At 49.2% G+C, this 19,594-nt stretch carries 15 protein-coding genes; 11 read left to right on the forward strand and 4 right to left on the reverse strand.

The features are described from left to right. The first annotated feature begins 5 nt into the window (after positions 1-5). Positions 6-404, forward strand: a complete 399-nt coding sequence (locus tag ACYVIC_RS07265; protein WP_460858621.1) for an SxtJ family membrane protein — start codon at positions 6-8, stop codon at positions 402-404. Further along, positions 404-556 carry a DUF5989 family protein gene (locus tag ACYVIC_RS07270; protein ID WP_460858623.1) on the forward strand — a complete coding sequence of 51 codons (153 nt, stop codon included), beginning with the start codon at positions 404-406 and terminating at the stop codon, positions 554-556. Before ACYVIC_RS07265 ends, ACYVIC_RS07270 begins: the two co-directional genes overlap by 1 nt. 14 nt (positions 557-570) lie before the next feature. Here the strand turns inward: ACYVIC_RS07270 and ACYVIC_RS07275 are convergent, their stop codons facing one another. Then, positions 571-1,908, reverse strand: a complete 1,338-nt coding sequence (locus tag ACYVIC_RS07275; RefSeq protein ID WP_460858624.1) for a hypothetical protein — start codon at positions 1,906-1,908, stop codon at positions 571-573. 218 nt (positions 1,909-2,126) lie between these two features. Between ACYVIC_RS07275 and ACYVIC_RS07280 the strand changes: the two genes are divergently transcribed. The 4 genes from ACYVIC_RS07280 to ACYVIC_RS07295 all read left to right on the forward strand — a co-directional run bounded on the left by ACYVIC_RS07280 (position 2,127) and on the right by ACYVIC_RS07295 (position 7,587). Next, positions 2,127-3,398: a DEAD/DEAH box helicase gene (locus tag ACYVIC_RS07280; protein ID WP_460858626.1), complete on the forward strand. Its 1,272-nt coding sequence runs from the start codon at positions 2,127-2,129 to the stop codon at positions 3,396-3,398. Positions 3,399-3,558: 160 nt separating this feature from the next. Next, positions 3,559-3,963, forward strand: coding sequence for a type 2 periplasmic-binding domain-containing protein (locus tag ACYVIC_RS07285; RefSeq protein WP_460858627.1), 405 nt, complete (start codon positions 3,559-3,561; stop codon positions 3,961-3,963). Beyond that, the gene (locus ACYVIC_RS07290; RefSeq protein WP_460858629.1) at positions 3,956-5,143 is read left to right on the forward strand and encodes a hypothetical protein; all 1,188 of its coding nucleotides are present in this window, start codon (positions 3,956-3,958) and stop codon (positions 5,141-5,143) included. Before ACYVIC_RS07285 ends, ACYVIC_RS07290 begins: the two co-directional genes overlap by 8 nt. A gap of 2 nt (positions 5,144-5,145) precedes the next feature. Continuing rightward, the gene (locus tag ACYVIC_RS07295; RefSeq protein WP_460858631.1) at positions 5,146-7,587 is read left to right on the forward strand and encodes a putative bifunctional diguanylate cyclase/phosphodiesterase; all 2,442 of its coding nucleotides are present in this window, start codon (positions 5,146-5,148) and stop codon (positions 7,585-7,587) included. 4 nt (positions 7,588-7,591) lie between these two features. Here ACYVIC_RS07295 and ACYVIC_RS07300 read toward each other — a convergent pair whose 3' ends face one another. Further along, positions 7,592-9,601, reverse strand: a complete 2,010-nt coding sequence (locus tag ACYVIC_RS07300; RefSeq protein WP_460858632.1) for a PhoX family protein — start codon at positions 9,599-9,601, stop codon at positions 7,592-7,594. Positions 9,602-9,802: 201 nt separating this feature from the next. Between ACYVIC_RS07300 and ACYVIC_RS07305 the strand changes: the two genes are divergently transcribed. After that, a complete protein-coding gene (locus ACYVIC_RS07305) occupies positions 9,803-10,258 on the forward strand; it encodes a GNAT family N-acetyltransferase (protein ID WP_460858634.1) in 456 nt (151 codons plus the stop codon). Positions 10,259-10,299: 41 nt separating this feature from the next. Here the strand turns inward: ACYVIC_RS07305 and ACYVIC_RS07310 are convergent, their stop codons facing one another. Continuing rightward, positions 10,300-12,723 carry a TonB-dependent receptor domain-containing protein gene (locus tag ACYVIC_RS07310; protein WP_460858636.1) on the reverse strand — a complete coding sequence of 808 codons (2,424 nt, stop codon included), beginning with the start codon at positions 12,721-12,723 and terminating at the stop codon, positions 10,300-10,302. Between the two features lie 304 nt (positions 12,724-13,027). Between ACYVIC_RS07310 and ACYVIC_RS07315 the strand changes: the two genes are divergently transcribed. Further along, positions 13,028-15,100, forward strand: a complete 2,073-nt coding sequence (locus tag ACYVIC_RS07315; RefSeq protein WP_460858637.1) for a TonB-dependent receptor family protein — start codon at positions 13,028-13,030, stop codon at positions 15,098-15,100. Between the two features lie 85 nt (positions 15,101-15,185). Here ACYVIC_RS07315 and ACYVIC_RS07320 read toward each other — a convergent pair whose 3' ends face one another. Then, positions 15,186-15,890, reverse strand: coding sequence for a 2OG-Fe(II) oxygenase (locus ACYVIC_RS07320; RefSeq protein ID WP_460858639.1), 705 nt, complete (start codon positions 15,888-15,890; stop codon positions 15,186-15,188). A 12-nt stretch (positions 15,891-15,902) separates the two neighbouring features. Here ACYVIC_RS07320 and ACYVIC_RS07325 point away from each other — a divergent pair, with 12 nt between their 5' ends. From ACYVIC_RS07325 to ACYVIC_RS07335, 3 genes are all read left to right on the forward strand, one after another. Further along, a complete protein-coding gene (locus ACYVIC_RS07325) occupies positions 15,903-16,298 on the forward strand; it encodes an acyl-CoA thioesterase (protein ID WP_460858640.1) in 396 nt (131 codons plus the stop codon). 98 nt (positions 16,299-16,396) lie between these two features. Next, a complete protein-coding gene (gene ggt, locus ACYVIC_RS07330) occupies positions 16,397-18,121 on the forward strand; it encodes a gamma-glutamyltransferase (protein ID WP_460858642.1) in 1,725 nt (574 codons plus the stop codon). A gap of 321 nt (positions 18,122-18,442) precedes the next feature. Next, entirely contained in the window at positions 18,443-19,585 is a 1,143-nt protein-coding gene (locus ACYVIC_RS07335) for a porin (protein ID WP_460858643.1), read from the forward strand. Positions 19,586-19,594: the final 9 nt, after the last annotated feature.

Consider the following 19,594-nt stretch of genomic DNA (forward strand, 5'->3'; position numbering starts at 1 on the left):
ACACTATGAATATAGCCGCGACTGACACCGCTGCGCTGCGCCGTTTTGGCTGGCAAATGGCTATCGTCTGGCCGTTGCTATTTGGCATAGTACTGCCCTGGTTATTTAACGTCGCCTGGCCAGTGTGGCCCTGGGTTATAGCGCTGGTGTTTGCTGGCCTGGCTGCTGTGTCGCCGCGGCTGCTGTACTGGCCATCGCGCGTCTGGCTGGGCTTTACCCATGTTATGGGCTGGATTAACACCCGCATAATACTGGCGTTGCTGTTTTATACCTTAATTACCCCGCTTGGGCTGCTGCTGCGTTTGTTGGGCAAGCTGGACTATCGGTGCAGGCCAAAGGGTGGCAGCAGTTATTGGCAGCAAAGTGACACCATTAGCGACGACAATATGAAGGATCCTTTTTAATGCGCGAGTTTTTAACCGATCTATGGGCGTTTTTGCGGGTACGGAAAAAAATCTGGTTGTTGCCGGTGTTTGTGCTCCTGGCATTACTTGGGGCTTTGGTGGTTGCCAGCCAGCAATCGGCATTAGCCGGCTTTATCTACACCTTGTTTTAGCCGATAGTCGCTGCCTAGTTAGCAATGTTACGGGCCTGGTTCCACAAATTTTGGTGCTGGCTTTGGCTAAAGAAAATTTGCGGTTGCCAGCAGCGCGGCAGATAGTGACGAATTTGCCCCGGCTGCCAACCGGCACTGAGTTGTGCCAGTATTTCCTGCAACCGTTGTGGTGCGATAACCGACAATCTTTGTCTTGCTGGCTTAAAGTACAGATTATTATCGATACTTATTTGACAGTTATGCCCGCCCCGGCGGTATTGCAAATTACGGCTGACGACCCGGCATAGTGGCTCGGCTGCGTTTGGCGGGTACAGCTGGTTTACAATTGCCAATTCGTATTTTTCACCGGGTAACCCGGTATATTGCGCCGGAATAAAAGTAATACCAAAACCCTGCGGAAATACGCCGGTAATGCGCAAAAAATGCTGCACCCAGGTGCCTGAAAGTTGGCCGCGGCGCACCGCTTCTTTCAATACCAGGCTGGCTTTGGGCAAAGCGTCGTACTGGTAACGGTGTCTGCCGGGCAATACGATAGAGCTGTATACTTGTGGCACCTTAATCACGTAGCCAAGCGGGTTGTCGGCAGGTTGTGCGTTTAGCAGTTGGCGGATCAGGGCCAGCTGTTGCTGCTGTGCCAGAGCTAACTGCTGCTTTTCAACTTTACTGTTGCCGCGATACGGCAATACGTGCAAGGTGTCGTCAGCCAACTGCAGCATGCCAGCTTGCGTAAGTTGCAGATAGTGTTCGCGTTCATCCTTACTCATGCTGCGGCTGGCATCACGTTCGCCAGCGTAGCCGGTTAGCAAAGCAGTCGCTTCAGGTTGTAATTGCCCGACATCCAGTAACATTAACGCGACCACCAGTGGCAGTTGCACTTGTTGCCGGTATTGACAGTCATCATCAGCGTACAGGCGCTGATGAAAAAGCTGCTGTGATTTTTCATCTGTAAGCAGGCTATGCTGTAGCGCATGATCCAGCAAGCGCAGGCTAAGTGCAGCGCGGTACAACAGCTTGTAGCCAAACTGCAGTTCACTCCAGCGTCGTTGCGAGTCAGGCGCAGTAAGCTGCAGGCAGCCCAGTAATTTGGCTGAGCGGATCAGGCAGTCAGCGGCGTTATTACCTTCTGTCAGGCGCAGGATCTTCTCTGCCAGAAACCACAGTTGCGGCATCAAATCTGGTTTTTTACCCTCGCTGCTGTGCTGAGTTTTGCCCGCAGCAAACTGCACATAACGATAATAATCACCAACCAGTCGAACCAGGCTGTTATCGTCTGCCACCGATGTCAGGGCTTGCAGCAGGCGCTTTAATTCGCGCATAAAGCTATTGTCAGCGGCTAAAGATGGCTTTAACACACTCGGTCTCCGGCAATTATAATTCGCCCAAGATACCTGAAGCCGCACAACGAATAAAGGCTGTCATAAACAGCGCGTAGCAGTGGTGCTAATAATTGACGGCTTTTCATCTTTATTGGTGCCCGCGGCCATTTTGCTGTAAGCTGCGCGCCCCTCCGTTTTGGAGGCCACTGCAGCTGCGGCAGTTTTGTTTCGCAGCATTAACTGCGGGATATCGCATGCAATTTACTGATTTAAATCTGTTACCTGAACTACTTAAAGCCATTGAAGACAAGGGCTACACCACGCCATCACCGATACAGCAGCAGGCTATACCTGCTGTGCTTGCCGGGCGTGATCTGATGGCGGCAGCACAAACTGGCACCGGTAAAACGGCAGGCTTTACGCTGCCATTGCTGCAAGTACTGGCTGAGGGTTTTAGCCAGGGCCGAAAGGTGCAATCTAACCATGTGCGGGCGCTTATTTTAACGCCAACGCGGGAGCTGGCGGCACAGGTTGCTGAAAGTGTTGCCATGTATGGCAAATATCTGCCACTGCGCAGCGCTGTGGTGTTCGGTGGCGTAAAAATTAACCCGCAAATGATGGCGCTGCGCCGTGGTGTGGATATTTTGATTGCAACGCCAGGCCGGCTGATGGACTTGTATCAGCAAAATGCGGTGAAGTTTGGCCAGCTGGAAGTACTGGTGCTGGACGAAGCTGACCGTATGCTGGATATGGGGTTTATTCACGACATTAAAAAAATTCTGGCGCTGCTGCCGAAAAAACGCCAGAACCTGCTGTTCTCTGCCACGTTCTCTGATGAAATTCGTACTTTAGCTCGTGGCCTGGTAGCTAATCCGCTGGAAGTATCAGTTGCCCCGGCCAACACGACGGCAGAGCGGGTAGAGCAGCTGATTTATCCGGTAGATAAAAACCGCAAAGCCGCACTGGTCACTAAATTGATCACTGACAACAACTGGCAGCAAGTACTCATTTTTACCAAAACTAAACATATGGCGAATAAACTCAGCCTGCATTTGGAAACGGCTGGTATAAAAGCCGCGCCTATTCATGGCAATAAAAGCCAGAATGCCCGCACCAAAGCGTTGGCTGATTTTAAAGCTGGTACTATCCGGGCCTTGGTAGCAACTGATATTGCCGCCCGCGGCCTGGACATCGATCAGTTACCGCAAGTCGTCAATTATGAACTACCCAACGTCGCAGAAGACTACGTGCATCGCATTGGCCGCACCGGGCGGGCAGGCGCGGCTGGCCACGCTATTTCGTTGGTGTGTGCCGACGAAAGCAAAGAGCTTGCCGGTATAGAGCGATTGATAAAGCAAGTGCTGCCACGGCAGCTAATGGCAGGATTTGAGCCGGTAAATTCATTGTCAGAGTCGAAACTGAACAGTAAACCTTATAAGCCAAAAAAAGCCAAAGCACCGCGTAGTGGCCATCGTGATGGGCAGCGTGCTCCAGCACCAAAGCCGGCAGTTAAACCCAACCGTTAATTAATGCCGCTGTTGCCAGAAAAAAGCACACTGTAAACTGCTGTGCTAGAATGGTATTTCCTGATAACGCCTGCTACGGATGCGGGCGTTAAAGCGGAGACTACGCAACAGTGGCAAATACACATTCTGCAATTATCATCATCTGCCGGACAAACGCTGCATGAAGGGTTTGTTATTAACAGTGCTAATCAGCGCGTTTCCGCTATCTGCAGCTACGGTTTTTGTAAATGGATCTGTGCCGCTGGATAGTCTGAGCCAGGCGCAACTACGCAATATTTTTACTCTGCGGCAAACTATCTGGCCTGACGGCACACCTGTCAGGGTCATTGTTATGCCGGACAGTGCGGCAGTGCACCAACGTTTTTGCCGTGAGCAATTGCGGTTATTTCCGTATCAATTAAACAATATCTGGGACAAACACAGTTTCTCTGGCACGGGCCGCAGGCCACAACAGGCAAACGACAGCGCCGCTATGCTCGAGTTTCTGCGCACCGTCCCCGGTGCTATTGGTTATGCAGAACAATTTAGCACCGACCCGGCGATAAAGGAGGTGCGCATTGATTAGATACAACTTAACTACGTTGCTGTGTATTACAGCGGGGTTGCTGACAGCAGGCGCGCAAGCTGCTGATAGCAAATTTGACTGGGGCGGTTTTGCGGCGCAGGGGCTGATTTGGGCCGAAGACAGCAATTATGTTAATTACGGTGGAGACCCGTCAGCAGAATTAACTGAACTGGGATTAAACGGCAGATATTCGTTAGCGTCAGACTGGCATCTGGCAGGTCAGTTGGTGTATCTCAATAGCGGTAATCGCTTCCCCGAAGGCGCCAGGCTAGACTATCTGTTTTTAGATTGGTCTTTTTATAACAGTCCGGGCTGGCAGGCGAATGTTTATCTGGGACGGGTGAAAAACCAACACTGGTTGTATTCCAGTACCCGTGACGTCCCTTTTACCCGGCCCTCTATCATATTACCGCAATCGGTTTATTTTGATGCTTTTCGGGATATCGCAGTCGGTACCGATGGCGTGGCGCTGCAACTGCGTAACTCGGCAGATTATGGTGACCTGACGTTTAACTGGAGTTATGGCACCGTACCCATTTCTCAGCAGCAAAGTAAACAGTTACTTGGCCAGCAAGCCCAGGGTAACACCCGTATGAACCATGATCATAAAGCCAGTTTGTACTGGCAATCACTACAAAACAGCGTTAGCTACGGTATCGTCATACAGGAGGCATCCTTTGATTACCGGCGCGGTGTCGCTGAGCTGCTAAATGATGCCAGCTTTACATCGCAACGGGTAATGCTAACGGCGCTTTACCAGAGTGAGCACTGGCAACTAAGCGCTGAATTGCAACAAGAAATAGTTACCACCGAAGGGTTTTTCTTACCACAGTTCTCACGCAAGCAATTCGGCCAGGGTGGCTACTTGATGTTGCAGTATTATTGGTCGACTGACATCAGGTTGTTTAGCGCCATAGACTACGCTGTGCTGGATAAAGATGATCGTCATGGCAAAAAGCTGCAGCAAATGACCGGCGGCACTATCCCTGCTTACTTTGGCTACCAGCATACCTTAAGTGTGGGCAGTAGTGTTGATTTGAACCCACGCTGGCGGCTGGATGCCGAAATACATTGGGTGAAAGGGACTGGCAGGCTGGCACCGGTTATTCAACCTGATGTAAGCCGCAATAACCGTGAATATTGGCAAATATTTGCGTTACAGCTGATATACAGGTTTTGATTATGTTGCGTTACCTGAGCCTGTCATGGAAAATTTTGTTGCTGATGCTCAGCATGTTGCTGCTACTGCTGGTGTGGTTTACCGGTTTGTCGCTTTTGCACATGAACGATCAATTTTTGCGCCAGCAAGCGCAACGAAAAGCACAGGGCCAACAATATTTTGATGTGTATAACCAGTCATCCACCCAACAATTATTAACCTGGTTACAGACTCAGGCAGAACTACAGCAAGTGCATTTGGCCGATAATTTCAGCCAATTTGCTGCCAGCTTGCCGCAGCAATTTGAGCCATTACAGCAAAATTTCGCTGTAAGTCAGTTGTACCTGTGGGACCAACAGCAACAGCTGTTGTACAGTAGTGCAGAGCCATCAGCCGTGGTTTACTCAGATATCGTAAACACTACCCTGGCGGTACAGCAGCCCCAAACAGATATCCGTTGTGGCCAAATTTGCGCAAAGCAATTAACGCTGCCTTTATTAAACCGCCATGGTGAAGTTGCCGTGCTGCAGGCGAATGCTGACATGGCAGGGCTATTGTTTAGTCTGCATCAGGCGCTGGGTGTAGATGTTGCTTTGGTGCAAACGGGCGCCGAGATTGCCGAACGAGACCTAACAGTATTGTTAGCATCCGATCGGGGCTTATTACAACAACTCTATCAGGTATTGCCAGCCAGCTTTAATCTGGCAGATGCCAGAAAAGAAGGGCTAATACTGCAGCTGAATCAGCAAAGCTATTTTATCCATTTTATTACGCTGGCGCCTGAGCAAACAGACGCTTATGTATTGCTGATGCTGGAGGATGTTACGGCCGCCGTGGCTGAAAATACCCGTTATCAGCATCGTGTTTTGACGATGGCAGCGGCGTGTTTTATGCTGTTGCTGTTGCTTATTATGCTTATTACCCGACGTATCAGCCGGCGCATACTGCAGTTTGCTGCGGCATTGCCGCTGTTGGCACAGCGCCGTTATACCGCCTTCCGTCAGCAAAGCAAGCTGCCGCCAGCCTGGTTTGCCGACGAACTGACCACCTTTAACGACTCAATGCTAACCCTGAGCAATCAGCTGGAAACCTTAGATTTGCAGCTGGCACAAAATACTGCCAGTTTGCAGCGTATGGCGTTGGTAGACCAACTTACCGCGCTGGCAAATCGCAACCGGTTACAGCAATGTTTAACGCAGGCATTAGCTGCATTGCCTGAGCAAAAAGGCTATGTTGGCTTGCTGTTTCTTGACCTGGACAAATTTAAAACCATTAACAACAGTCGTAGCCATGTTGTCGGTGACCAGTTGCTGATAGAAACTGCGCGGCGCTTGGAAACGCTTGCTACAGAGCGGGATTTAGTTTGTCGCTTTGGCGGTGATGAGTTTGCCATGTTGCTACCCGGCCTAACCTCAGTACAACAGGCAGAAACCATGGCGCTGCGGGTGCTGGCATTGTTTGAACAACCTTTTGTACTAACGCAGGTGTCGTTAAGATTAAGTGCCAGTGTTGGCATCAGCTACACCAATGATGCTAAGCAAAGTGGAGATGAATTGATCCGCTGTGCAGATTTAGCTATGTACCAGGCTAAGGCATCAGGGCGCAATTGTTATGTGGTATTCAATCAGCAGATGTCAGCCGATCTGGCGTCCAGAGTGCAACTGGAAGCCGAGCTACGACAAGCGCTGGTGTCGCAGCAATTTACGCTTAGCCTGCAGCCTCAGGTAAACCTGAACAGCGGTCGTTTGTCAGGTTTTGAAGCGCTGATCCGCTGGCAGCACCCACAGCGAGGCATAGTTGCGCCAGATGAGTTTATTCCGGTACTGGAGCAAACACAGTTAATCGTTGATGTTGGCTACTGGGTATTTGACCGCAGTTGCCGTTATTGCGCTGAACTGCTGGCCAGCGGGCTGAATGAGGTTATTATTGCAGTGAATATTTCGGCCGACCAGTTTATGCACACCAAGTTACCTGACCGCTTTGGCCAGATACTACAGCGTTATGGCCTGAGCGGCCGGCATTTTGAGCTGGAGATTACCGAAAGTACGCTGATCAATAATTTCAGTGAAACGCTGGGCATGATGTATCGGTTAAAAGCACAGGGCTTTCGCCTGGCTATTGATGATTTTGGTACGGGTTATTCATCACTAAACTATTTGAAACAGATGCCGGTTGATGCGATAAAAATCGATAAGAGTTTTGTACTGGGTATGCTGGATAACCCTCAGGATTTCCAGATAGTGACCTCTACCATTGCCATGGTACAAAAACTGGGCCTGGATGTTGTAGCCGAGGGTGTGGAATCTTTTGCCGTGGTTAAGTTGCTACAGCAGCATCAATGTGACTTTGCTCAGGGTTATTACTTTTCTAAACCGCTGACCGAGGACCAATTACCCGATTTTGTTAGCCAGGTAACACAACACAACTGGCCGGCTGTATTGTTACAGCCGGCCATACAGCGCTAAGGTATTAACTACCAATAACACCGCCGTCATCTTTGGTGATAACTACAGTAGCCGAGCGTGCGCGGCTGGTACCACCATCTGGCCAGTGGCTGGTAAAGTTGTCTGGCTTAGAACGATCGCCCGGATGTTGAATATTAACAAACAGGGTTTTCATATCCGGTGTCGCGCTGATACCGGTGACTTCACAGTCGGTTGGCCCAACTAAAAAGCGTTTTATCTGCCGCGTTACCGGATCCGCTACCAACATCTGGTTATTGCCGAATGGGCCTTCACCTTGCTGCGAACCGCTCATATCCGTTTGGATCCACAATAAACCGTTGGCATCAAACCATAAGCCATCCGGGCTGGCCAGATGATTATCTGCGCTTAATGTCAGCCCAGTACCTGGTGTTTCAGTACCGACATCGCCGGCCAGTAAAAAAATATCCCAGTCAAAAGCTGTAGCTGCCTGCGCTTCGCGCTCATTCCAACGGATAATATGGCCGGTTGCATTAGCCGCGCGTGGATTCGCAGCATCTATCTGATCTTCTGTACGGCGGCTATTGTTGGTAAGGGTAAAATACACCTCGCCGGTTTCAGGGTGTACTGCACCCCATTCTGGCCTGTCCATCTTGGTGGCGCCGTTGATATCAGCCGCTAAGCGGGTGTTTAGCAGTACATCTGCCTGGTCAGCAAAAGTGACTCCCGCAGCAGCTGCCTTAGCAACAAAATCGGCATTATTGATATCCAATGGTAACCAGTCACCGCTGCCATCCTCGTTAAAACGGGCAACATACAAAATGCCGTCGTTGAGCAGGTGACCGCCGGCTGTGTTTTTGTAGTAAGGCGCGGTTGAAACAAACTTATAGATGTACTCAAAACGCGAATCGTCACCGGAATAGACTACTACAGGTTTACCTTCTTCCAGTTTGCCAAAAATAACGCCCTCGTGACCAAAGCGGCCCAGGGCGGTGCGTTTTTGCGGCACGCTATCAGGGTTAAACGGGTCTATTTCGACAATCCAGCCAAAGGTGTTGGGTTCATTACGGTAATCATCGGCAGCTGAGGCAGCAAGGCTACTGGCATTAAAACGCTGGTATACATCGGCCGCTGGTGTGGCGGTTTCCCAGAAGTAACGGCCGTTGCCAGATGGCACACCATAGCGGCTGTGTTCACGTGGCTTAGTGGCATCGGCATTCATAAAGTAACCGGCCCAGTTTTCTTCGCAGGTTAAATAAGTGCCCCAGGGCGTGAAGCCGTTACCACAGTTATTTAAGGTGCCGCGCGTGCGGCTACCGTCCGGGCTATATTTGGTGACCACTTTAGCGCTGCCGCGCACCGGGCCGGCCAATTCCATCGGTGTAGCGCCGGTAATGCGGCGGTTAAATGGGCTATTGTTTACCAGTGCCCAGCTGCCATCGGCTTGCTGCTGAATATGCGCGACTGACACACCATGAGCGGCCACTTCTTTACGCACTTCATCGGCCAAGCGCGGTACTGTTGTGATGCCATTTGTATGGATGAGATTGTTATCGATGTATTCATGGTTAAATACCAGCAAACCTTCGGTTGAGCTGCTGCCACCACTGCGGGCATCTATCGGGAAAAAATGCATACCATCATGATGCATGCCCACCTGTTGTTCCTGATCGCTGCCGCTGTTGCTGGCATCGGCTAGAAATGGAGGATAACTGCCGTTCAGTGGCGTGCCCCAAGGTAAAAATGCCTGGGCACTGTAGCCCTGCGGCACGACTATAGCGTCTGCGCGGCCTGCTGCTACAGCAGTAAACCCCAGCAAAGGTGCGGCAGTAACCGGTGGCACTACAGGCGTTGGCTCGCCATCATCGCTGCTACTGCAACCAACTACTGAGCCGCCAATAAAGGCTGCCACGGCTGCCCCGACGCTGCCCTTTAAAAAGCTACGCCGCGCCATCCGGCTGTCAACTATAGCGGCAAAAGTTGGGTTAACTGAAAAATTAGTTTGGGGATCTATCCCTGAATTATCGATACTGACGTTGGTTTTCTTGTCTTGCATTATTATTGGCTCCGGCGTTGGGCAAAAACTGGCCCTATTACAACGATGCCTGATGTCAATAACATTGCAGTTACATAGCAGTTTTATGATGAAAAAATGACACTATGACTGAGTTAGTCTGGTAAAGCGGACCTTTGCTGCTGGGCGCCATGCTACTGGCTCTGATATAGTAAGGTTAATAACAAGCATGGAGCCGATATTATGCAATGGCAGGTCAATGTTTTTGATGAACTGGATACCTACACCCTGTATAGCCTGTTGCAACTGCGGGTGGATGTATTTGTAGTTGAGCAAAATTGTCCTTATCCGGAGTTGGATGACAAAGATTTGCATCCACAAACCCGACATGTGATTTTAAAGAAGGGCGATAAAGTTATCGCTTACTCGCGCGTGCTGGCGCCGGGCGTTAGTTTTGATGGCTTTCCCGGTATTGGTCGGGTATGTGTGTCGCAAACTGCGCGGCGGCTGGGTTTAGGCCAGGTATTGGTAGAAAAAACGCTGAGTGTTGCCGCCGAGCTATGGCCCGATACTGATATTCATATCTCCGCCCAGTGCTACTTGCAGCAGTTTTATCAGGATCTTGGTTTTAAACCGGCCAGTGAACCCTATTTAGAAGATGATATTCCGCATTTAAAAATGATTAAGCCTATGCAGTAAAAAAAGCCGCGATAAACGCGGCTATAGCAGATATGGCAGTGTTAGAAGCGTACGTTTACACCTACCCATAAATTACGTGCTTTGTCTTTATTGTTGTAATCATCAATAAAGCTGGCACTGTAGCCGTTTTCACCATTGGCATCGACAATACAGCTGCTAACTGTGTCGTTGCACTCGGTAAAGGCAATATTGTAGGTAGTAAAGTCTCGGTCAAACAGATTATTGATCCGGGCATTAACGGTTACCGACTCACTGACATCATAAGCTGCGCCCAGATGGATCACGTTATAGGCTTTGTAATGCTGCGCTCTGTCGTTAATGGTATCCCAGCCGTAGTAACGTTTAGTACGATATTCTGACGTCAGAAACAGGTTTAACGCTTCGGTGGCATCCCAGCTTAATGTCAGGTTGGCCATATGCTTGGCGCTGTTGCCCAGTGGCCGGCCTTTGTTAACCCCGCTTTTTTGCTCGCTGTCGGTGTAGGTGTAGTTGGCGCGCAGTGCCAGCTGCTCAGTCGCCTGCCAGCGCCCGGCCAGCTCTGCACCCTGAATAGTTACTTTATCAATGTTTACGGTTTTGCTGCTGGTGGCATAGCCCAGGTCTGCATATTCTCCGGTTGGCGCACATTGAATGTTAGTGTTGGTACCGCAAGGCTGTGAGGCAATTTTATCGTCAAAATCATTTTTAAAGATTGTAGCGTTAAAGTTATGGCCGTTTTGATGCTGCCAGTAAGCAGCAATCTCGCTTGATACGCTGGTTTCAGCTTTTAAATCAGGGTTACCGTATTGTGGTGACGTGCCCTGGCCGCCAAAACCGACTACGCCCTGGTACAATTGGGTGGTTTTCGGCGTTTTGTAACCTGTGCTGACCCCGCCTTTGATGGTCCAGCTGTCGCTTAGGGTATAAACACCGTATAAGCGCGGGCTGAGTTGGCTACCAAAGACGTCATGATCGTCGCGTCGCAAACCTGCAGTGACAGAGAAAGACTGGGTTGCATCCCAGGTATCTTCAGCAAACACCGACCACATATTGTGTTCTTGTATGCCACCTGGTGTGCCTTTTTCCATGCCAAAGACGCCGTCTTCCAGTTCACCACGGATCATCTGTACGCCAGTAACTAACACATGCTGGCCGGCCGCTTCAAAAGGAATATCCAACTTAGCGTCCAGCGTATACTGATTGCTGGCCATAACCCGTTTTGGCCGCGGTAAAAAGGTTGCTGCAGCCAGATTTTTGCGCTCTGTTGTGTTTAAGGCTGCATAGTTGCCAGTGCCATCATACATCGCCAACAGAAGCTCACGTTCGCTGGTGGTAAACGGCAGAGTGCGGCCATGATTTTGGGTATCTACATATGATAACGAGACAAAGCTGTTACCAAATCCCCACTTACCTTCATGGCTAAGTGACCAGGTATCGCGGCTGAATTCCTGCGTCGGACTGTAGCCCGCGCGCGGGTTAGCGCGACGGGCCCATTCGCCGCCACTGGCTTCACAAGCCGCCTGACGACTACCCCTACCGCCACGGCAAAAGTTGCCAGCTGCCCAGATACTGTCAATGTTATCCACAGTGCCAACCGGGTACTCTTTAGTACCGTTGTCATTGATTACCGGTGTATTGTCGTATTGTTGGGTAGAAGTCTCAATATCAAACCAGATGCTTTGGTTGTCGGCGGGGGTCCAGCTTAAACGACCGCCGAACACTTCATTGTCATTGTCGACTGTTTTACCTCCGCTGCCAAAACCTAGTGATCGCTTACGTACTTCACCATTAGGATATTCAATTGGCGCATATTGCGGTGTTGATGCCATGCGGTTGTAAAAGCTGCCGCGCAAAGACATGCCCAGTACGCCGGGGATTAACGGGCCCATGACGTTAAAGTCGGTGGTAATATCTTCACCAAAAGCGTCATCGCTTTGCTTAGTGCGGCTATGGCTAACTGAGCCCATCCATTTGTCGGTCACCTTTTTGGTGATGATGTTGATCACACCGCCCAAAGCATCGGCACCATATAATGTAGAAGCAGGGCCGCGGATCACTTCAATGCGATCTACCGCATCAAGCGGAGGGATATGGCCAAACTGGTTACCGCCAAAGTTATTCGGGTAAATGTCGCCGTGGTTATTCTGCCGTTTACCGTCTACCAGTATTAGTGTGTAGTCTGACCCCATGCCGCGCATACTGATACTACCCTGGCCGGTTTTATCCCGTGTTTCGCCAATATCAACGCCTTCTAAATCGCGTACGGCATCGAGCAAAGTAGTGTAGGGGCGTTTCGCCAGATCTTCCTGCGTAATGACCGAAATACTGGCTGGGGCATCGACTAGTTTTTGTTCAAAGCCCGACGCTGTCACAACGATCACTTCCATATTGTAATCAGGTGCCGCCGCAGTAAGTTCTGCGTTAGCAGATGGCAAAGTAAACACAGCAGCAACGGCACAAGCCAATGCGGTAGGGCGAAACAACATTTTAAGCTCCTTCAAGGGTGATGATAAGGCAGTAAGCCAGGGAGAGTGTAAATTTACGTTAATTATTAGCGAATGATAATTATTATCATTATTAAGATCAATAACTTTTTGGGAACTATTTTTTGCCGGTTCAAATGACACGCGCTTTTATTGTATTTATTTATCATTAGCTGTTTCTAAAAAAGAGATTTGGTAATTGCTCTGGACCCCGCAAATTCAATGATTATTAATGAGATTGATTCGTGTTGTTTACTGTGTTCTAATTGCGCGCATTTAAGCTTATTTGTTAAATAACGGAGTTTTTATGCAGGTTAAGTTATCCCGCCTGGCGTTGGCTGTTTCTCTGGCATCGCTATCGTTAACTGCGGCTGCCCAGCAAGCAGCTACTGAAAGCAGTGTTGAGCGCAAAAAAATTATGCCCACACTCGAAGTCATCCGAGTGGTAGGCGAGACAACGCCGGTATTGCTAGAGCAGACGGGCAGTGTGGTACTGATCGACCGGGCTCAAATAGAGCAAATTCAGCCGTTATCAAACCAGGATGTACTGCGCCGCGTAGCAGGTATTAATGTCAACAGTGAAGAAGAAACAGCGGTTGTAGCTAATTTCGGTATGCGTGGTTTGTCGGCCAGCGAGTCTAAATCTTTAGTGCTGGAAGACGGCGTGCCGGTAGCGCCAGGTCTGTTTATCGGTAACGACCGTTATTTTAACCCGCGCGTACAACGTGTAGAGCAGGTAGAAATTTTAAAAGGCTCATCGTCGTTACGCTACGGCCCTTCCACTATTGGTGGCGTAGTAAACTACCAGACGAAGACACCAGATGACGGTGTTGAAGTTAGCGGCCGTATGGGCTCGTTTAATCTAAGTGAAGTTGGCGTTGAAGCGGGTGGCAAAAGTGCCTCGGGTGATGCTTTTGCCGGTGTTGTCGCTACGCATGCCAAAAGCGATGGCTTTATGGACAAAGGTTATGAAATGACCGACGTAATGGCCAAAGCCGGTGTGATCTTTAGCGATAGCCATAAACTGGGCATTAAAGCCTCGCGCCATGAAAACGACGCTAACATTTCGTATCGTGGTTTACTGTTGGCAGATTATCAGGCTGGTGCTAACTATAACCCGGCACCAGATGATTATTATCTAACCGACCGCACCGCGATTGATCTGAACCACGAATGGACCTTGTCGGACAGCGCAACACTAAAAACGCTGCTTTACTGGAGCGAAATGACGCGCGATTACTGGCGCTATAGCGTAGATACCGCTGCCTCTAATGCAGCCGGGCGCTGGGTATATACCGATAGTTTAACCGGTAACAACCGCGCGTTTGACCGAGTTGGCCTGGAAACGCGTTTAACGTTAGATCACAGCTTATTTGGCATGGCAGCCAACAGCGAGTTTGGTGTACGTTTTATGCAGGAAGAAGCTAACGACACCCGCATCCGTGCAGTTCGCAGCTCAGAGCGCACTGGCAACAATGACCGCCATATTGTCGATTCTGCCGACAGCGTTGCTGCTTATGCACAAAGCCGTATCGAGCTAACCGAACACTTTGCGGTTACGCCGGGTTTGCGGGTTGAATCGTATGAACAAGAGCGTGTTGTTTTAAGCAGTAACAACGACACAGCAAAGACCAGCAATACCGAGTGGTTACCCGGCGTTGGTGTGACTTATAACCTGAGTGAGTCAGCTCAACTTTACGGTGGTGTGTACCGTGCCTTTTCACCGGCGTCTAATGGTGTTGCGCTAGATGGTCTTACCGATCAGCAGTTAGATGGTGAGCGTTCTACCAATTATGAAATCGGACTACGTGGCAAAGAGGGAGCCTTAAGCTATGAAGTGGCTGCCTTTGCTATGGACTTTAGCAACCAGGTAGTTACCGGCAACAGTGATCCTAGTTTGTCACAGTCAAACGCTGGTAAAACAGAACACCGTGGTATGGAGTTTATGCTCGGTTATGCTTTAGGTGCGGGTTTCAGTATTGATAGCAATGCCACCTGGGTGCCTACCTCTGAGTTTAAAACCGGTGACAATACAGGTAACCGCTTGCCATATGCACCAAAGATTATTGCTAACCTGGCACTGAACTATCAGCAGGAGCAACTAAGTGCAGCCTTAACGGCGCATCATCGTGGCGAACAATATGGCGACGCCAGTAACCGCGAAGATATCCCGACCAATGCCGCTGGTGGTATCTGGGGTGGGTTAATGCCATCTTACACCGTGCTGGATTTAACGGCACAGTACAAATTTGATAATGGCTTTAGCGTGTTTGGCGCGGTGAAAAACCTGACGGATAAACGTTATATTACCGGTTTACGGCAGGGCATTTATGTTGGGCCAGAGCGCTCGTTTGAAGCGGGCCTGCGCTACAAGTTCTAAGTCTAAATAGCTTGCTGGTAAAAGCCTCTGCAATTGCAGGGGCTTTTTTATGCAGCATTAGCCAGCGTTTCGCTTAATAAAAGTGTTAGCGAGCAGGCGGGCCATAAATTTGCTCTGCAGGATTAAAGAGTATCCAACTGGTTAAAATGTATTTGTCGTTTGACACCGGCACACAACCACGATGGGTGTGAGTAAAATAGGCTGGTGCTATTACCATGCGGCCGGTTTTGGGCTGGATGCTTTTGTTCTGATAGTAAAATTCAGTCTGCCCGCCCTCTGTAACATCGTTTAAATAAAACATAAATAGTAAGGCGCGGTGTAGCGGGTCGGTACTGCCTTGCTGCGGATATACCTCACTGTGCCAGTAACCATAGTTACCCACGCCAGCCTGATATTTTTGTGCCTGCACATTACCAATACGAAACAGCGCGCGCATAAAATCCATGGTTTTTGGTGCACCCAGCTCAGCAAAATTATCATGCGTAATAGCGGTGGGCTGGCCGGTTTGTGGATGAGCAATCGTCAGCGACATTGGGCCAATCAAAGCAAAATGGTACTTTTTAAAATACTCACAAACATAGTGCGTGGTGGCCTGCCAAATCATCTGTAACAGTTGCTGATATTCAGCATGTTGGTACAGATATAAATCGGTACTGATTTTTTTACTGGTATCAACACCAGCACCCGTGCGCCCGGCTGTAGTGTGCGGGCTGTGTTCAAACACCTGAATCAGCTGTTGGCAAAATTCGCTACTTAAGGCATTGTCATACACTTCAATAAAATCAGTCATAAGGTTCCCTTTATGTGGCAAGAGGTTATTACTCCGCGTTTCGCTGACACGGATGCGCTTGGGCATATTAACAATACGGTGTTTGCCGTCTGGTTTGAAGGTGCAAGGCTGCCTGTTTTCAAAATTTTTACACCGGAGTTAAATTTACAACATTGGCCGCTAATTGTCGCCAGTGTAAAACTGGATTACCACGCCCAAACCCATTTTGGTAACGAGGTTGAACTGCGTACCTTTATCAGCCGTATTGGCAGTAGTTCCTTTGATGTGTATCAGGAAGCCTGGCAAAACGGGGTAAAAACGGTGTCGGGCACTGCTGTGCTCGTCCAGTTTGACTATGCTGGCACTAAGGCTATCGCCATTACTACAGAGCAGAAGCAGCAACTGCAGCAACATCTGTACACTATATAGCCATCGCAGTAGCCGCTTCACTGGTCGTAAACTACTGGAGCGCCTTGCCGGTGCAGGTTAAGGTAGTTTGATAAAAAACAACAATAATGGAGACCGTTATGCAACGTCTGACTACTTATATCGCCTTATCGCTGGGCTTGCTCTGTGCAATGTCAGCCTACGGTTTCGATCGTATCACCGGTAAGCCTTTTGCCAGCCGTTCAGAGGTTATCGCCACTGAAGCTATGGCCGCCACCAGCCAGCCGCTTGCTACTCAGATAGCATTGGATGTAATGAAGCGTGGTGGCAACGCTATAGATGCCGCTATAGCCGCCAACGCTGCGTTGGGGTTAATGGAGCCAACTGGCAACGGTATTGGCGGTGACTTATACGCTATAGTCTGGGATGCTAAGAGTCAGAAGTTACACGGTTTAAATGCCTCTGGCCGTTCGCCGCTGAGCCTGAGTTATGACATGTTAGCGAACGAGTTACAAAGGTTAGGGCGTAATGATATTCCGCCACACGGCATGTTGCCGATAAGCGTGCCAGGTGCCGTAGATGGCTGGTTTGAGCTGCATAAAAAGTTTGGCAGCATGCCAATGGCCGATATTTTGCAACCGGCTATCGGCTACGCCGAGCAAGGGTTTCCTGTAAGCGAGCTGATTGCCTACTACTGGGACCGCAGTGTGCCTGTGCTTAGCAAGCAACCAGGGGATTTTAGCGGTACTTTTACTATCGACGGTAAGGCGCCGGCCAAAGGGCAGTTATTTAAAAACCCAGCGCTGGCCAATACCTATAAAGCCTTGGCCAAAGATGGCCGCGATGCATTTTATAAAGGGGATATCACAGTAGCTATAGATAGCTTTATGCGCGCCAACGGCGGCTATCTGCGTTTTGCTGACTTTGCTAACCACCGCTCTGATTGGGTAGATCCGGTTGGTGTCGACTACAAAGGTTACACCCTGTGGGAGCTGCCGCCTAATGGCCAGGGTATAGCGGCGTTGCAGATGCTGCAAATTCTAAAAAACTTTGATTTAAAAGCCACAGGTTTTAATACGCCACAAAGTTTGCATTTGCTGGTGGAAGCAAAAAAACTGGCGTTTGAAGACAGAGCTAAGTTTTATGCAGATCAAGACTTTAGCAAAGCGCCGGTAGCAGGGCTGATCTCTGAGCAGTACGGTCGTGAGCGGGCGAAACTGATTGGCGATAAAGCGGCAAAGCGGGTCGATGCCGGTAATCCTGCGCTGTATCAGGGGGATACCATCTATCTGACTACTGCTGATAAAGACGGCAATATGGTGTCGCTTATTCAAAGTAATTACCGTGGTATGGGCTCTGGCGTGGTAGTGCCGGGTTTAGGTTTTGTGTTTCAAGACCGCGGTGAAATGTTTTCGATGGACAAGCAGCACGCCAATGCTTACGCACCTGGCAAGCGGCCATTTCATACTATTATTCCGGCTTTTGTAACTAAGGATAATAAGCCGTTGATAAGCTTTGGTGTAATGGGTGGGGCCATGCAACCGCAAGGGCATGTGCAAATTCTGGTCAATATGGTGGATTATGGCATGAATCTGCAAGAAGCCGGTGACGCACCGCGCTGGCAGCATCTGGGTAATACCGAGCCGACTGAGGGCAGCGACAAATACCTTGAAAACGGTGGCTATATTGAAGTTGAAAGCGGTATTCCGTACGAAACAGCGCGTGAACTAATGAAGCGCGGGCATCAGGTACGTTATGGTTTAGGTGGCTATGGCGGCTATCAGGCCATTATGCGTGATCATGCCAACGGTGTCTGGGTCGGCGCGTCAGAATCACGCAAAGACGGCCAGGCTGCAGGGTATTAAACGTCTGCACTAACCTCACGCCAGCATGGGTAAATTAAGTTGTCACCATGCTGGTTTCCCATACTTTCCGTCATTTTTATCGTCACAATTGTCACTGGTTGCTTACTGGTGTGGCATTAAACTTCTCAAATTACATTACCCCCTCTCTAGCCGCGTCTTTCAGCGGCGGCAGCGGCTTATTTTATTAAAGCAAGGTTGCTCATTTTCGCAACACGCCTACATCATTTGTCTTTTTTGTCTCATTTGTCTTGCTAATTGTTGTTTAAGTAGTAAACTCTAAACAAGTCTAGTCTCAAGCAACCTGATCGGATTGAGGTCAAAATGAAAAAACATCTGCTAAATATGGCAATAATGGCGGCGTTAACCAGTGCATCTGCCAGCGCCACTACCACGATAAACGGCTTTGCGTCTATTAAAGCCGGTATGACAACGTCTTCGGATGAAAGCCTGTATGAATACACCGATGAACTGGATTTTAAAACCGGCAGCTTATTTGCCTTACAAATAAAATCGGATTTAGGCGAAAATTTGTCAGTAACCGGCCAGCTGTTGGGCCGCGGCTCCAGTGATTTCGATGTGCAGTTGGAGTGGTTATATGTGTCTTATCAACTAAGCGATAGTTTAACTTTTAGCGCTGGGCGTATTGGCGTGCCATTTTTTAAGTACTCTGACTTTAAAGATGTTGGCTATGCGTACCTTTGGAACACTGCACCACAAAGCGTTTACTCTGGTGTTGGTTTTACCAAGGTTGAGGGTGTATCGCTTTATTACACCACCACATTAGGAAGTTTTGATGCCACAGCACAATTGTTGTATGGCTCATCATCAGATACCAATCCTATTTTTAACCAACCTGCGGCCACTCGGCAGGATAAAGTGGTTTCACTGAATGTCGAGTTAAGCCGTGATTGGTATTCGTTTCGTGCCGCTTATGTTCAGGGTGATATCACGGTGTCATCAGATGCGTTTACGCCGCTTACTGATGCTTTGTTTGGCACTAATATTCCAGCCTTTCAAGCGCTGGCCGCAGAGCTGGATTTTAATGAAGATAAAGGCACATTTTACGGTTTAGGCGTGACGCTTGAACCCGGCAATTGGAACCTGGTATTTGAGTACAATGATATCGGTATAGAGAACTCATTTTATTCAGACAGAACTAACTACTATCTGTCAGCAGGGTACCGCTTTGATAAACTGCAACCATTTGTCGTTTACGAGCGTGAAGATCACAAAAGCAGAGATAGTATTTATCAGCCATTTGTTGGCATTTTACCGCCTCAGTTGCTGCAACCAGTTGTTGGCGTAGTTGCCGGGCAGAAGTTTGATGCAACCACGTTAAGTGTAGGGGTACGTTATGACTTCCATCCGTCAGCAGCGTTTAAAATACAGTACAGCTCGCAAAAAGATAACACCACAGACAACACAGTTGGTTTAATCACTGCCGGTATCGATTTAGTATTTTAGGGGAAAAAA

The organism is Rheinheimera gaetbuli (assembly GCF_054781935.1).